This window comes from Streptomyces sp. NBC_00234 (assembly GCF_036195325.1).
Lineage (GTDB): Bacteria > Actinomycetota > Actinomycetes > Streptomycetales > Streptomycetaceae > Streptomyces.
Map to the genome: position 1 here is coordinate 7,539,490 of NZ_CP108101.1, position 13,379 is coordinate 7,552,868.

13 protein-coding genes are annotated in these 13,379 nt (G+C 70.3%); 7 read left to right on the plus strand and 6 right to left on the minus strand.

Annotated features, from left to right (window positions below; all coding sequences use genetic code 11):
• The first annotated feature begins 121 nt into the window (after nt 1-121).
• Nucleotides 122-307, plus strand: coding sequence for a DUF6381 family protein (locus OG230_RS32985; protein WP_328907418.1), 186 nt, complete (start codon nt 122-124; stop codon nt 305-307).
• A 112-nt stretch (nt 308-419) separates the two neighbouring features.
• Here OG230_RS32985 and OG230_RS32990 read toward each other — a convergent pair whose 3' ends face one another.
• Nucleotides 420-2,045: a flavin monoamine oxidase family protein gene (locus tag OG230_RS32990; protein WP_328907419.1), complete on the minus strand. Its 1,626-nt coding sequence runs from the start codon at nt 2,043-2,045 to the stop codon at nt 420-422.
• A 9-nt stretch (nt 2,046-2,054) separates the two neighbouring features.
• On the minus strand, nt 2,055-3,572 hold the full coding sequence (locus tag OG230_RS32995; RefSeq protein WP_328907420.1) for an APC family permease: 1,518 nt from the start codon (nt 3,570-3,572) through the stop codon (nt 2,055-2,057).
• 495 nt (nt 3,573-4,067) lie between these two features.
• Between OG230_RS32995 and OG230_RS33000 the strand changes: the two genes are divergently transcribed.
• On the plus strand, nt 4,068-4,742 hold the full coding sequence (locus OG230_RS33000) for a DUF1707 SHOCT-like domain-containing protein (RefSeq protein ID WP_328907421.1): 675 nt from the start codon (nt 4,068-4,070) through the stop codon (nt 4,740-4,742).
• A gap of 117 nt (nt 4,743-4,859) precedes the next feature.
• On the opposite strand, the gene OG230_RS33005 is transcribed toward OG230_RS33000, so the two are convergent.
• On the minus strand, nt 4,860-5,426 hold the full coding sequence (locus tag OG230_RS33005) for a hypothetical protein (protein ID WP_328907422.1): 567 nt from the start codon (nt 5,424-5,426) through the stop codon (nt 4,860-4,862).
• A 928-nt stretch (nt 5,427-6,354) separates the two neighbouring features.
• On the opposite strand from OG230_RS33005, the gene OG230_RS33010 reads away from it, so the two are divergent.
• The 4 genes from OG230_RS33010 (at nt 6,355) to OG230_RS33025 (ending at nt 9,556) form a co-directional block, all read left to right on the plus strand.
• Entirely contained in the window at nt 6,355-7,173 is an 819-nt protein-coding gene (locus OG230_RS33010) for a TetR/AcrR family transcriptional regulator (RefSeq protein ID WP_328907423.1), read from the plus strand.
• 84 nt (nt 7,174-7,257) lie between these two features.
• Nucleotides 7,258-7,935 (plus strand): ABC transporter permease, encoded by a 678-nt coding sequence (locus tag OG230_RS33015; protein WP_328907424.1) that lies wholly within the window; start codon nt 7,258-7,260, stop codon nt 7,933-7,935.
• Nucleotides 7,932-8,609, plus strand: a complete 678-nt coding sequence (locus OG230_RS33020) for an ABC transporter permease (protein WP_328911610.1) — start codon at nt 7,932-7,934, stop codon at nt 8,607-8,609. Before OG230_RS33015 ends, OG230_RS33020 begins: the two co-directional genes overlap by 4 nt.
• A complete protein-coding gene (locus OG230_RS33025; RefSeq protein ID WP_328907425.1) occupies nt 8,606-9,556 on the plus strand; it encodes an ABC transporter substrate-binding protein in 951 nt (316 codons plus the stop codon). Before OG230_RS33020 ends, OG230_RS33025 begins: the two co-directional genes overlap by 4 nt.
• A gap of 3 nt (nt 9,557-9,559) precedes the next feature.
• On the opposite strand, the gene OG230_RS33030 is transcribed toward OG230_RS33025, so the two are convergent.
• From OG230_RS33030 to OG230_RS33040, 3 genes are all read right to left on the minus strand, one after another.
• Nucleotides 9,560-10,687, minus strand: coding sequence for a Gfo/Idh/MocA family protein (locus OG230_RS33030; RefSeq protein WP_328907426.1), 1,128 nt, complete (start codon nt 10,685-10,687; stop codon nt 9,560-9,562).
• 118 nt (nt 10,688-10,805) lie between these two features.
• Nucleotides 10,806-11,780 (minus strand): acetylxylan esterase, encoded by a 975-nt coding sequence (locus OG230_RS33035; RefSeq protein WP_328907427.1) that lies wholly within the window; start codon nt 11,778-11,780, stop codon nt 10,806-10,808.
• Nucleotides 11,781-11,837: 57 nt separating this feature from the next.
• Nucleotides 11,838-12,764: a nitroreductase/quinone reductase family protein gene (locus OG230_RS33040; RefSeq protein ID WP_328907428.1), complete on the minus strand. Its 927-nt coding sequence runs from the start codon at nt 12,762-12,764 to the stop codon at nt 11,838-11,840.
• Nucleotides 12,765-13,100: 336 nt separating this feature from the next.
• Here OG230_RS33040 and OG230_RS33045 point away from each other — a divergent pair, with 336 nt between their 5' ends.
• A complete protein-coding gene (locus tag OG230_RS33045) occupies nt 13,101-13,376 on the plus strand; it encodes a DUF2087 domain-containing protein (protein WP_328907429.1) in 276 nt (91 codons plus the stop codon).
• Nucleotides 13,377-13,379 lie beyond the last annotated feature (3 nt).

Genomic DNA, 13,379 nt, shown 5'->3' on the forward strand with positions numbered 1-13,379 from the left:
CTCGCGCCTCCCCGGCCCCACGCCGTCCCGGGGTGTCGCCGGATGGCTGGGGGGCGCGGGGTGAGGGAAAATCGGGGCACGCGAACGAGGTTTCTCTCAGTGCCGAGGATTGGTGATGATCATGGCGGACGAGATCGGCAACCGAGTCCACGAGATGCGCGAGAAGGCCGAGCAGCTGTCCAATGCCGCCGAACACGCGTCGGACGACAAGGAGAGCCGGCGGCTCAAGGAAAAGGCCGCCAGGCTGCGCAGCCAGAGCGAACAGCTGAGCTCGATGGCCGCCGGGGACGTCTACCCGAGCGACTGACCTCCCGCCCGAGACCGGTCCGGCCGCCGCCCTGACGACGACCGGCCCGTCCTGCGGTGCGCCCCGGAATCGCGGTCGGTGGTCCGACCCTTCCGCGGTCCGGGGCCGGCCGTTACGCGGTGAGCTTTCCGAGCACCTCTCTGGCCGCGCGCTCCCCTTCGGTCGCGCCGCCCTCCATGAACCCCTGGAAGTCGTAGCTGCAGTGCTCGCCGCCGATGTGGATGTTGCCCTGCGGCGTCCCCTCGTAGCCGGCGTAGCGGTGCAGATAGCCGACGGGCCAGTAGGAGTAGGCGCCCAGGGCGTACGGGTTGCGGTGCCAGGCCGAGAGCTGGGCCTTGCCGGTCCAGGCCGCCTTCGTACCCGGGAAGAACGCGTCGATGCCGCTCAGACGGCGCGCGGCGAGGTCGCGGACGTACGGGTCGGCCTCGGTGGCGAAGGGGGTCGACGGCGTCAGCTCCCGGGCCGTACGTCCGCTGCCGTACTGGATGAGGATGCCGCCTCCGCCCGGCTGGATCTTGGTGGTGTCCCAGGTCTGCTGGACGTCGCTGTCGGTGAAACAGTCGCCCGCGCTCACCCCGGGCCAGGGGCCCGTGCCGCGCCACGGCCGGGAGGTGAACTGCATGTTGAGCTTGGTGCAGGTGCCCATCCGGGCGTCGCGCAGCAGGTTCGTCATGCGCGGGTCGAAGCCCGCGGCCGACCGGTCGAGTCCCTGGAGCACGGGAAGCGGGACACACAGGATCGTGTGGTCGGCGACGACGGTGGTCACGGTGCCGGCGTCGGTGAACGTGAGGGTCTGGGTGCCGTTGCTGTTGGCTCGTACGGCGGTCAGCTGCTTGCCCATGCGCAGGGTGCCGGCCGGCAGGGACTGGGCGATGGCGTTCGGGAGCTGATCGTTGCCGCCCCTGATGTGGAACCGCTCGTTGGACAGGCCCCAGATGTTGAACTTGCCCGGATTGGTCTGGTAGCCCATGAGCAGGACCAGGGCGAGCGCGGACTGTTCCGTGGTGTCCGCGCCGTACTCGACGTTGTACGCGACGTCGATGAAGCGGCCGAGCGGGGAGGTGTGGCCGCCGGGGACGCGCGACTCGATCCACTCGTGGATCGACATGCCGTCCAGAGCCGTCCCGGCGGGAGTGGTCTGGTTCCAGAACACCTCGCCCGACTCCTGCAGATCGCGGTGCAGGGCCTGGTAGACCGCCTTGAAGTCCTCGTCGGCCTGGCTCCGCGGATAGTAGGCGCCGTTGAACCAGAGGACCTCCTCCGCGCCGTTCGGCCCGCCGCCGAGGAAGTCCTCGGTGGCGAGGCCGAACCTGCGGCACAGCTCCAGGATCTTCTTGTGGCTGGTGTCGATCAGCTCGCCGCCGATCTCCGAGGTCTGGCCGTTCGCCCAGTGGCCGCGCTGCGTCCACATCCGTCCGCCGACCCGGGACCGGTCGGCCTCGTACAAGGTGCAGTTCAGACCGGCGTCCTTGAGAGTCAGCGCGGCGGTGAGCCCGGCAATTCCCGCGCCCACCACGGCGATGACCGGGGCCTGACCACCCGTCACCGTCTGGGCGACGGCGGGCCGGGTGGCCTGCCCGGTGGCCAGTACGGCGCCCAGCCCGAGGGCCGCGGCCCGGCCGAGCAACTGGCGGCGCGTGGAACCGCGGACATCCGCGACGGGCATGCGGAGCCTGCGGGCGGCGGCATGTTCCGCGGCGAGCCGGCGTAGTGCGTGCATCGTGTTCGTACGGGACACGGGTGCTCCTCAGACGGTCGCAGTGGCCTGGTCGTTGTCGGCGTCGTCGCGGTCGGTGCGCTCGGTCGCGTCGTCGAGGACGATGCGGCCGATGATCTCGTAGCGTTCCGGCTGCCTGGCCTTGAGGTAGAAGCCGAGTCCGAGTCCGCCGAGGAAGACCACGCCGACGATCCACGGAATCAGCTCGAAGAAGAAGGACTCGGCCGCGAGCCCGGCCGCGGTCTCCATGTTCAGGATGAGCAGGACGACGACGGCGATCATGCCGATGCCGCCCAGCAGGGGTGCCGTGAGCGTCCGGAACCAGTGGCGGTCCTCGGGGTGGTTCTTGCGGAAGTAGCCGATCACCGCGAAGGAGCAGAGGGTCTGCACGATGAGGATCGCCATCGTGCCGAGGATCGCGAGCAGGGTGTACAGGTGGATGTACGGGTCCTCGCCGGCCAGCCAGAACGCGCAGACGAGCACGGTGGCGATGCCGGTCTGGACGTAGGAGGCGATGTACGGGGAGCCGTGGGAGCGGTGGGTCCGGCCGAGCGCCGGGTGCAGGAAGCCCTCGCGGCCGATGGCGTAGAGGTAGCGGGCGGCGCACTGGTGGAAGGCCATGCCGCAGGCGAACGAGCCGGTCAGCAGGAGCCATTGGAAGGCATCGACGGCCCAGGGGCCGATGAACGACTCGGTGGGGTTGAAGAAGAGGTCGAGCGGAGAGGCCGACGAGGACACCTTGACAGAGCCTTCGAGCCCGTTCCCGGCGATCGTCATCCAGGAGACGTAGATGTAGAAGAGGCCCACGCCGATGACGGAGATGAGCGTCGCCCGGGGGATGACACGTTTCGGGTCGCGGGACTCCTCGCCGTACATCGCGGTCGACTCGAAGCCGACCCACGACCAGAAGGCGAAGAAGAGCCCGAGCCCGGCGGAGGTGCCGGTGAAGGCGTTGACCGGGTTGAGCGGTTCGACGGGGATGCCGTCCGGGCCGCCCCCGGCCAGCAGGACGGCCGTGGCCACGGCGAAGAGCACCGCGATCTCGGAGACGAGCATGATGCCGAGGGCCTTGGCGGTGATGTTGATGTCGAAGTAGGCCAGTGCCCCGGTCACGGCGAGCATGGCAACGGCGTAGACGATCCACGGGATGTCGATGCCGAGCTGGTCGGCGACGGTGGTCCGGCCGAAGTAGGCGAAGATGCCGACGATCGACGCCTCGAACACGATGTACGCGAGGACCGCCAGCATGCCGGAGGCCAGGCCGGCGATCCGGCCGAGCCCGTGCGAGATGTATCCGTAGAAGGCACCGGCCGCCGTGATGCGCTTCGCCATGGCGACGTACCCGACCGAGAAGACGGTCAGCACCACGGTCGCGAAGAGATAACCGGCCGGGGCACCCGTGCCGTTGCCGAAGCCGACGGCGATGGGCAGGTTCCCGGTCATCGCCGTGATCGGGGCGGCCGTGGCCACGGCCATGAAGACCACACCGACCAGCCCGACCGAATTCGCTTTGAGTCGTTGGACCTCACGTCCTGGTTCGTCCGACATGGCGCACCTCTCTCGTCCTACGCGGTCCCGCTTGTCCGGGGGCGACAGTCTCGGCCGGGGTGACCTGTGCCACAACAGACACGCGGTCACTCAAATACCTTGCAGGGGCGACGAGTTGTCGGGGCAGAGGGCCCACTGATGTGGTCTGTGACCGCAAGGTGATGTCCAGGCAACATACGGATGTGCCTCGGCCCGCGTCGCGTACCGACGGTCGGAGCCACGGAGTTCGGCGGTCCGCCGTCGACGCGGTCTGCTGTGGGGGCGGACGGGCGGGATGCCGCGGTCGAGGGGTTCGAGGGTCTGGCTGCCCCTGGGGCGCGGTTGTTGTCGCGACCGGGCCTCGGCATGATGAAACCGCATACCCTGAGTCGCTACTGGCCACCGCCTCTCCGTGATGGGGTCCGGCCGGGATCGATGTCGCGATATCGCGTTGGTCTCCACTCGCGCCGCTGCCTGCGTCGCGTGAAGACGTTCGACAGGACCAGGACGGAAAGCATGTCAGGAGAGATGTCACCCACCGGGAAACCCTCCGGCCCCGGCTCGTCGCCCGAGCTGCGGGCCTCTCATGCGGACCGGGACCGGGTGGTGGATGTGCTCCGCATCGCGGCGGGGGACGGCCTGCTGACCGCGCCCGAGCTGGACGAGCGCCTGGAGGCCGCCCTGTCGGCGCGTACGGTCAGCGAGCTGACCGCGCTCACCGCCGACCTGCCGCCGGTGTCGACGTCGAGCGGCGCGGCCGTCGCCGTCGCGGAGGTCAAGGAGGTGATCCGGATCGAGTTGACGCACAGTGGTCCGGTCACCCGTGAGGGATCCTGGGTGGTGCCGCACCGGCTGGAGCTGGCGACGGCGTGGTGCGATGTGACGCTCGACTTCACGCGGGCAGTGATCACGCAGGACACGTTGCGGATCGACATGGCCATGTACGGCAAGACCCTGACGCTGATCACGAAGCCGGGCATCGTGGTCGACACCGATGCCTTGAACCTGGTTCACAGCAAGATCAAGTTCCTTCAGGATCCGGACCCCGGTACGCGGATCACGCTCCGTGTGGAGCTGGTCGGCCACAAGACCCATGGCCGCGTCGTGGTGCGAGGGCCCCGGCGACGCTCCCGCCGCACGTTCGGGCAGTGGCTGCTCCGCAGGCCCACGCCCCGTTCCGAGCGCGACTGACTCCGTCGTTGCCAGCTGTCGCGCGGGATCCGCTCGAACAGCCCTTGCCCGGACGAAGAAACCCACAGCATCGGCCCCTGCCGGAGACCGCCGGAACCGTCACCTCCCCACCACCGTTCAGATGTGGGAAGTGAGGCCGGTGACAGGGTCGTGGGAGATCAGCGTCGGCATCCCCGGGTCATACCGGACGATCTCGCCGGTCAGGAGGGCCCGTCGTTGACTGGCCGTCGCGACCTCGACCAGGAACCGCAGCACAGCGGCCACCCCCGCCCCGTCGAGGACGTCCTCGGGCCAGACGGAGAACTCGATCTCCTCCTCGTCGCAGGGCAGGGCGAAGAACCACACGGCGCCGAAGCGGGCCCGGAAGGCGAAACTCGTGCCGAGGCCCTCCGGCTCGTCCGCCCAGACGCGGAAGAGGTCGGCGACGGCGGGGCCCACGGGATCGAGCCGGGAGTAGGGGTGCTCCACCTCGGTCTCGTCGGCTGCCAGGCGCAGGTGTTCAAGGACCGCGATCCACTCGACGCGGGTCGTGTCGAGGACCCGGATGTCCCTCAGGCTGCCGTCGAGATGGAAGACATCGCACATCCACGGCTCGGGCAGGCACGTCACACGGGTACCGTGCTCACCGGCGTGGACGTCGTCGTGCGTCAACTCGATCCGCCCTCTCGTGGTCGTCTCGCCCATGGCACCACGGTAAGAGGTCGCCACGGTAGGGAAGGGCCTGCCCGACCGGTTCAGGGGTGTTGGGGCGCAGCCGGTCGAGGTCCCGGGCGACGTCGGCGGTCGAGATGTGGCGCAGCAGCTCCGGATCGCGCTGCTCGCAGCGCCGGGCAAGATCGGCGTACGCGGAGATGAACCCCCTGCGTTCCTGCCGGCCGACGGGAAACGGGGGAACACGCGCGTGCCATGCGAGGGCCTCGTCCGCGGAGTCGAAGCACCGCACGGGCGTGCTCTGCCCGACGCCGCGGGTCGAAGCTGATGATGTCGTACCGTTTGCGCAGCTGCTCGGGGAACTTCTTGTACAGCTCCGGCAGTCCCACGGTTCCGGCGCCACCAGGCCCACCGGGGTTGAAGAACAACGATGCGGACCGCTGCGTGCGGGCGGTGGCCCGGTGTCTGATCACGGCCAGCTCGATGCTGCGCCACCGGGGACGGGCGTAGTCCAACGGCACCTTGGTCGTGGCGCATTCGAATCCCTGCTGCGCTTCGCCTGTGCAGGGCTTCCATCGCAGCACCGTGCCCCCGTCGCCTCCGGGCGGTCCCTCATGGGGCGGCTCGGCCGCGCCCGAAGTGGACACGACGGCGGTGGAGACGAGCAGCGCTCCTGCCGCGCATGCGGCACCGCGGCGCCGCCAGGTCATCCTCAGTCCTGACACCAACAGACCTTCCTTTACGAGGTGACTCGGGTTCAGGCACCGTCGGTTGGCAGGCCCTCAGCAATCCCACGGGCCGTGCGGATGTCGGGCAACAGACGGGTATCCGAACGGGTGGCGGCGGCACACGGGTGCTTCGTTCGGGGCGCCGGACCTTGGGGAACGGAGTCGTTCGCCTACGGCACACGAGGGATGCGACATAAGCTGACATTGTATATATATGGGGTATGTCAAAGCTGATGGATGACGATGCCCCGAGGCGACGGGCCAGCGACAACGGCCGCTACGGCCGGCTCAACCGGGGCCGGGTACTGGCCAGCGCCCTGGAGGTGGTGGACCGTGACGGCCTGTCCGGTCTGAGCATGCGCAGACTCGGTTCGGAACTCGGCGTCGAGGCGATGGCGCTCTACCGGTACGCCGCCAGCAAGGACGAACTCCTCGATGGCCTCGTCGAGGTCTTCTGCCAGGAGCTGGAAGCCGTTCTCGACGAGGAACAGGCGAACGGGAAGGCGAACGGGAAGGCGAACGGGAAGGCGAACGGGAAGGCCAACGGGAAGGCCAACGGAAAGGCGAACGGGCAGGTCAACGGGCAGGGGAACGCGCGACCGAGTGCGCAGCCCGACTCCGTGCCACCGGACTGGCGGAGAGAGCTCCACCGCATCGCCCTCGCCGCCTACGGCGTCGGGATGCTCCACCCGAATGTCGTGCCGCTCCTGGCCACGCGGCTTCTCTCCACCCCGCTGGCCCGACGCCGCATGGCCGTCCTGGGCTTCGACGAACGCATCCTGGACCTGCTGCACCGCGCGGGGCTGACCGAGGGTGCGGCGGTGGCGCTGCACCGGGCCTTCACCGCCTGGATGCTCGGCTACCTCCTCGTGGAGCTGCGGGCCATGGACGACCAGCCCGACGAGCCCGACCCGGCCTTCCGGCTCGGCCTGCACCGGCTGCCCGCCCAGGAGCTGCCCCGGCTGCGGGCGACCGCGGTCTCCCTCGCCGACCGCGGCGGCACGGACGGGCTCGTCGCCGGGCTGGACGCCTTGTTCGACCGCTTCGGCTGACAGGGCGTCCGGGGACGGGTGCCGCGCTCCACGAACAGTCGATCATGACGCGCGGTCACCCCGGAGGCGGGCTGCAATGGACCCGTGACCGCGCCTCCCGACGACTGCCTCGCGCGCAACGAGTGGATCTGCGGGGACTATCTGTCCAGCCGCAGCGAGATCCTCTGGGACGCATCCGTCCAGCACGTCCAGCTGACCGTCGTCTCGGTGCTCATCGGACTCGCGCTCGCGCTGCCCCTCGCCCTCCTGGCCCGCAGGCTGCGCTGGGCGGCCGGCCCCGTCCTCGGCCTCACGACCATCCTCTACACCGTCCCCTCCCTGGCGATGTTCTCCCTGCTGCTTCCGGTGTACGGGCTCTCCGCCGCGCTCGTCGTCGCGGGGCTCGTCCTCTACTCCCTGACCCTCCTCGTACGCAATATCCTCGCCGGACTGCGCGCCGTGCCCGAGGAGACCCGGCAGGCCGCGCGCGGTATGGGCTACGGGCCCGTGCGGCTGCTCCTCACCGTGGAGCTCCCGCTCGCCCTGCCCGCCTCCATGGCGGGACTGCGCATCGCCACCGTCTCGGCGGTCTCCCTGGTCACGGTCGGCGCGATCGTCGGTCACGGAGGGCTCGGCAACCTCATCTACTCCGGGATGAACACCTACTTCAAGGCCCAGGTGCTCACCGCGTCCGTGCTCTGCGTCGTCATCGCCGTCGCCGCCGACCTCCTGCTCCTCGGGGCGCAGTGGATCCTGACCCCATGGACGAGGCGGCAGTCATGACCACCCTCTCCGACACCTGGTCCTGGCTCACCACTCCGGCCAACTGGTCGGGCGCCGAGGGCGTCTGGAACCGGCTGGGCGAGCACCTCTACCTCACGGTCGTCTGCCTGCTGATCAGCTGTCTGATCGCCCTGCCGGTCGCGCTGGTCCTCGGGCACCTGGGCAAGGGCGGAGCGCTCGCCGTCAACATCTCCAACATCGGCCGGGCCGTCCCCACCTTCGCCGTCCTGGTGCTGCTGCTCCTGACCCCGATCGGTACGTACGGGCAGTGGTCGACCATCATCGCGCTGGTGCTCTTCGCCGTCCCGCCGCTGCTCACCAACGCCTATGTGGGCATGCGCGAGGTGGACCGCGATGTCGTACGGGCCGCCCGGGGGATGGGTATGACGGGCCGCCAGATGCTGTTCCGGGTGGAACTCCCGCTCGCGCTGCCGCTCCTGCTCACCGGCGTGCGCATCGCCGCCGTGCAGCTCGTCGCGACCGCCACCCTCGCCGCGCTCGCCGGAGGCGGCGGTCTCGGCCGGATCATCACCGCGGGCTTCAACCTCGCCTCCACGCCCCAGGTCGTGGCCGGCGCCGTCCTGGTCGCCGTGTTCGCCCTCCTCGTGGAGGGGCTGTTCGAACTGGGCCTGCGTCTCGCCCCCGACCGGACCCACCAAGGGGCGGCGGCATGAGAACTCCGCGCCTGCCCGCCGCACTCCTCCTCCTGCTGGCCGTCACCGCCTGCGCCACCGGCCCCAGCCTGGAGGACCAGGGGGGTGTGACCGAGCCGCCCGGCGACAGCAGGGAACTCACCATCGGCTCGGCGGGCTTCACCGAGAGCGAGCTCCTCGCCCGGATGTACGCCCTGTTGCTGGACGACGCCGGATACACCACCGAGATCATCTCGGTCACCAACCGGGAGATCTACGAACCCGCCCTGGAGAACGGCCAGATCGACGTCGTACCCGAATACGCCGCCACCTTCGCCGACTGGCTGAACGCCAAGGCCAACGGCACCGATGCGCCACCGGCCGGCTCACCCGACCTCGCGACCACGATGAAGGAGCTGCGCGCCCTCGCCGCGCCCCGCGGTCTCACCGTGCTCGACCCGGGCCGGGCCGTCGACCAGAACGCCTTCGCGGTCGCCTCCTCGTACGCCGCCACGTACCACCTCAAGACGCTCAGCGAACTGGGCCGGTCCAAGCTGCCCGTACGGCTGGCGGCGGGCGACGAATGCGTGCAGCGGCCCTACTGCGCCCCCGGGCTCAGGGAGACGTACGGCATCGACATCACCGCCGTCGACCCCAAGGGCGTCGGCACCACCCAGGCCAAGCAGGCGGTCCAGAGCGGACAGGACCAGATGGTGCTGACGACCACCACGGACGCCACGCTCGACGACTTCGGGCTCGTGCTCCTCGCCGACGACAAGAACCTCCAGAACGCCGACTACCTCGTCCCCGTCGTCAACCGGTCCCGCGCGGGCAGCTCCGGCGTGCGCGACGCCCTCGGGAAGCTGAACACCGTCCTGACCACCGCCGACCTGGCGGAGATGAACCAACAGGTGGACAGCTGGCGCAGGCTGCCCGAGGACGTCGCCCGCACCTACCTGGAGTCGCATCGGCTCATTCCGCGCGACTGACTCCTACGGCGCAGGCGCCCAGCCGGGGGCGTCGCCGTGCAGCGCGCTGTAGTACGGATCGCCTGCGGCGATCTCGCCCGCCCGGACGGTCTGCCCGGTGAAGGCCGCCTTGTAGAGCGCCGCGACCAGTTCGAGGCTCGTGCGGCCGTCCGGCCCGCTGCTGCGCGGCCTGCGTCCCGCCCGCATGTCGGCGAGCAGCCCCCGCAGCTGCGCCTCGTGCGAACTGGGCACATCGGGCCCGAAGTCGTACCAGGCGTCGACCTGTTCGGGCGTCACGCCGGGGGCCGGGGTGATCCGCCAGTCCGCGTTGCGGTGCCCGTACAGATGGGTGAGCTCGACCGTCGCGCGTTCGCAGTCGATCCGGATGCGGCTGACCTCGTCCGGACTGAGGACACTGTTCACGACCGTGGCCATCGTGCCGTTCTCGAAGCGGACGAGGGCGGTCGAGACGTCCTCCGTCTCGATGTCGTGCACCAGCCGGCCGGCCATCGCGCGGATCTCGGACCACGGGCCGAGCAGGTCGAGCAGCAGGTCCATCTGATGGATGCCGTGCCCCATCGAGGGGCCGCCGCCCTCGCTGCTCCAACTCCCGCGCCAGGGAACGGCGTAGTACGCCTCGTCGCGGTACCAGGTGGTCTGGCAGTGGGCCACCAGCGGCCGTCCCATCGACCGGCGGGCCAGCAGCTCCCGGACATGAGCGGAACCCGAACCGAACCGGTGCTGGAACACGATCGCGGCGAACGGCCCGCCGGGTTCCGCGCCCTCCGCCGCCTCGATCGCGTCGAAGTCCTCCAGGGAGGGGCACGGCGGCTTCTCGCACCACACCCAGGCCCCGGCCCGCAGCGCGGTGACGGTCTGGTCGCGGTGGAACCGGGGCGGCGTGCAGAGCGTGACCAGGTCGGGCCGCTCCTGCGCCAGCATGAGGTCGAGGTCCGTGTACGGACGGCCGACGCCCGCGTCCGCGCAGAACGCCTCCGCCGCCGCGGCGTCGACGTCCACCGCCGCGACGATCTCCAGCGGCTGCTCGGCCGCGAGCGCGACGAGCGCGGGCAGATGGCTGCCGCGCGCGATCGCGCCCGTGCCGACGATCGCGACCCGGATCGGCCTCTGGTCCGGCAGATATGCGGGCATGACAAGCACCCCCTGGGTGGGAGAGAAGAGTGCGCCTGCCTGATAGCAAGCGCTTTCTCCCCGGGAACCTAGGCTCGATGGGGGAGCCGGGTCAAGAGAGGCCGTGGACCCCCGGCACTCAGGCCAGCAGCTTCCCCGGCAGCCAGCGGAGCTGCGCCGCATGCTGGAACGGGCCCCCGCCCTCGTGGTCGTTGAAGTGGTACACCTCGATCTCCTTCTCCGCGTGGGCGTACGAGTTGAAGGCGGCGAAGACCGTCGACGGCGGGCAGGTCTGGTCCTCCAGAGCCGTCGAGAACAGCGCCGGAACCCGGCCGCGCGCCGCGAAGTGGACCCCGTCGAAGTAGGCCAGGGTCTCCCGCACCTGCTCGTTCCGGCCCCGGTGGGTCTTGAGGTAGTTGCCCACCTCGCGGTACGGCGACCGGTCGGTGACGGTCAGGGCCCGCGGGAAGTCGCACAGGAACGGCACATCGGGCGCTATGGCCACCAGGTCCGGCACCAGCCCGCCCACGGCCAGCGTGATGCCGCCGCCCTGGCTCTCACCGATGGCCGCGGTGCGCGTCGCGTCGGTCAGGGGATGCGAGCGCGCCGCCTCCACCGCCCGTACGGCGTCGGTGAACACCCGCCGGTAGTAGTACGTGTCCGGGTCCTCGACGCCGCGGGTCATGTAACCCGGGAAGGACGGGTTGCTGCCGACCGGGTCGGCGGTGTCGCCCGGCTGCCAGGTGCTGCCCTGGGCGCGGGTGTCCATCACGAAGTGCGCGAAACCGGCCGACGCCCACAGCAGATGCTGGTGCGCCAGCCCGCGCCCGCCGCCGTAGCCGATGAACTCGACGACGACCGGCAGCGGACGCGTGGTGCCCGCGGGGAGGACGAGCCAGCCCTTGACCGGGTGCCCGCCGAAACCCGCGAAGGTCACGTCGTACACGTCGACCGTGGTCAGTCCGGTGTCGGTACGCAGCTCGAACCGGGCATCCAGGTCGTGTGACCTGGCCTCGGTGAGGGTCTTCGACCAGAACGCGTCGAAATCCTCCGGTTCCACCGACCGGCTCCGGTACGTGCGGAGTTCGTCGAGAGGCATATCGAACAGGGACATGGGAAACCGCCTATGTCGCAGGGCTGAGTGATCACACCCTACGGTCGGCGATTCCCGTCAGGGAGTGCCGTCCGGAGCCGGAGCCGGAGCCGGAGCCGGAGGCCATGGCACCTCGGCCAGCGCGGGGAGCAACTGCTCCTCCTCGTAGGCGAAGTGGGCGGTGAGCTCCTTCGACATCCGGGCCAGCTCGGTGCGGAACCGCTCGGGGTCTGCGGTGCCGATGTCGGCCAGCAGCGCGGCCAGTTCGCCCTGGAGGGCGGCGATGGTCCGGTGTTCCTCGCGGAGACGCTCGAAGGCGCCGACGAGGTGCGGGTGGTAGCCGGCCATGACCGGGAACACGTGGCCGTCCTCGCCGTCGTGGTGGAACTCCAGGGCCTGGCAGAACGCCAGGCAGTGCTGCCGGATCTGCAGTCCGAGACCGGGTGCCGGAGGTTCGCCGGACCCCCGGTGGGCAGCCCGCGCCGCGAAGTGCGCGTCGGTCTCGGCGCTCACCTGGCGCAGTTGGTGGCGCAGCCAGGTGTGCACCTCCAGGATCTTGTCGGCGAGCGTGGTGACCTCGGCGGGCCCCTCGCCCGCCGGGACCCGCGAACGCTCCAGCACCACTACCGGCAGGACGCGGGCCGTGGCCTCCTGGTACGTGCCGTAGCCGGGAGCCGCGCGGACGACGAGCTCGAACAGCCGGTCGCGCCGGGCACCCTCGGCGGGGACGGCCACCGCCTGGAACTCCTCGGTCCCCACCTCGACGCCCACCAGGGGATGGGCGAGCAGATTGTGGTACCAGGCGGGATGCACGGGAGCGCCGAGGTTGGAGCCGACGACCAGCAGCCGGTCGCCGTCGGCGACATGGCCGAGGGGTGTGGTGTGCGGCCGGCCGGTCCTGGCGCCGGTGGTGGTGAGCAGGAGGAGGTCGCTGCCCGCGAACGGGCCACCGACCTTGCCCGCGTGGGAGCGGAACTCTTCGATGACGGACTGGTTGAAGGACATGGGGTGACGGATCTCCGTACGAGTGTGTGCGCAGCGCGGGGGCGTCACGGGGTGGCCCCGGGTGCCGCGGAGGCAGGACGTGGTGGCGGCGGTCGGCGTTGCGGGAGGTCGCGCGCACGGCGGGCGAGGCGCAACGGCGCCGGGGTCAGGAGCAGGGGGCCGAGAGTGAACTCATCGCATCGTCCCTGGGTGAAGGTGCCGGCCCGGCTGTCGGCCTGCCCACATCTCTTCGGCCGGCGCCACGCTGCACGGGGACCATTAGAACGAGCGGGACGCCGGGTGTCAACGCGGGAAAACGCGTTGCCCGGAGCCCAGGGGGATGCGACGCTTCCGGCCATGTCCGTCGAAACATCCAGCAGTCCGCACCCGGTGGCAGGTCTCTTCTCCCACGGGCGCCTGACCGCCATCCCCCGTAAGGCCGCCCGTCGCGAGCAGTTGCTGAACCACCTCGCGCAGACCCTGTTCGAGCACGACCGCGTCTACACCGAACACGAGGTCAACGAGGCGCTGCGCACGGTGCACGAGGACTGTTCGGCGCTGCGCCGCTATCTGGTCGTCGCCGGCCTCCTGGTCCGGCCGAAGGACGGCAGCAGCTACCGGCGGGCTCACTGATTC

Excerpts from the sequence above, each read along its gene's own strand:
- OG230_RS33030 (WP_328907426.1), bottom strand. The coding sequence starts at position 10,687 with ATGCCCGCATATCTGCCGGACCAGAGGCCGATCCGGGTCGCGATCGTC.
- OG230_RS33040 (WP_328907428.1), bottom strand. The coding sequence starts at position 12,764 with ATGTCCTTCAACCAGTCCGTCATCGAAGAGTTCCGCTCCCACGCGGGC.
- OG230_RS33020 (WP_328911610.1), top strand. The coding sequence starts at position 7,932 with ATGACCACCCTCTCCGACACCTGGTCCTGGCTCACCACTCCGGCCAAC.
- OG230_RS33010 (WP_328907423.1), top strand. The coding sequence starts at position 6,355 with ATGGATGACGATGCCCCGAGGCGACGGGCCAGCGACAACGGCCGCTAC.
- OG230_RS32995 (WP_328907420.1), bottom strand. The coding sequence starts at position 3,572 with ATGTCGGACGAACCAGGACGTGAGGTCCAACGACTCAAAGCGAATTCG.
- OG230_RS32985 (WP_328907418.1), top strand. The coding sequence starts at position 122 with ATGGCGGACGAGATCGGCAACCGAGTCCACGAGATGCGCGAGAAGGCC.
- OG230_RS33035 (WP_328907427.1), bottom strand. The coding sequence starts at position 11,780 with ATGTCCCTGTTCGATATGCCTCTCGACGAACTCCGCACGTACCGGAGC.
- OG230_RS33000 (WP_328907421.1), top strand. The coding sequence starts at position 4,068 with ATGTCAGGAGAGATGTCACCCACCGGGAAACCCTCCGGCCCCGGCTCG.
- OG230_RS33025 (WP_328907425.1), top strand. The coding sequence starts at position 8,606 with ATGAGAACTCCGCGCCTGCCCGCCGCACTCCTCCTCCTGCTGGCCGTC.
- OG230_RS33005 (WP_328907422.1), bottom strand. The coding sequence starts at position 5,426 with ATGGGCGAGACGACCACGAGAGGGCGGATCGAGTTGACGCACGACGAC.
- OG230_RS33045 (WP_328907429.1), top strand. The coding sequence starts at position 13,101 with ATGTCCGTCGAAACATCCAGCAGTCCGCACCCGGTGGCAGGTCTCTTC.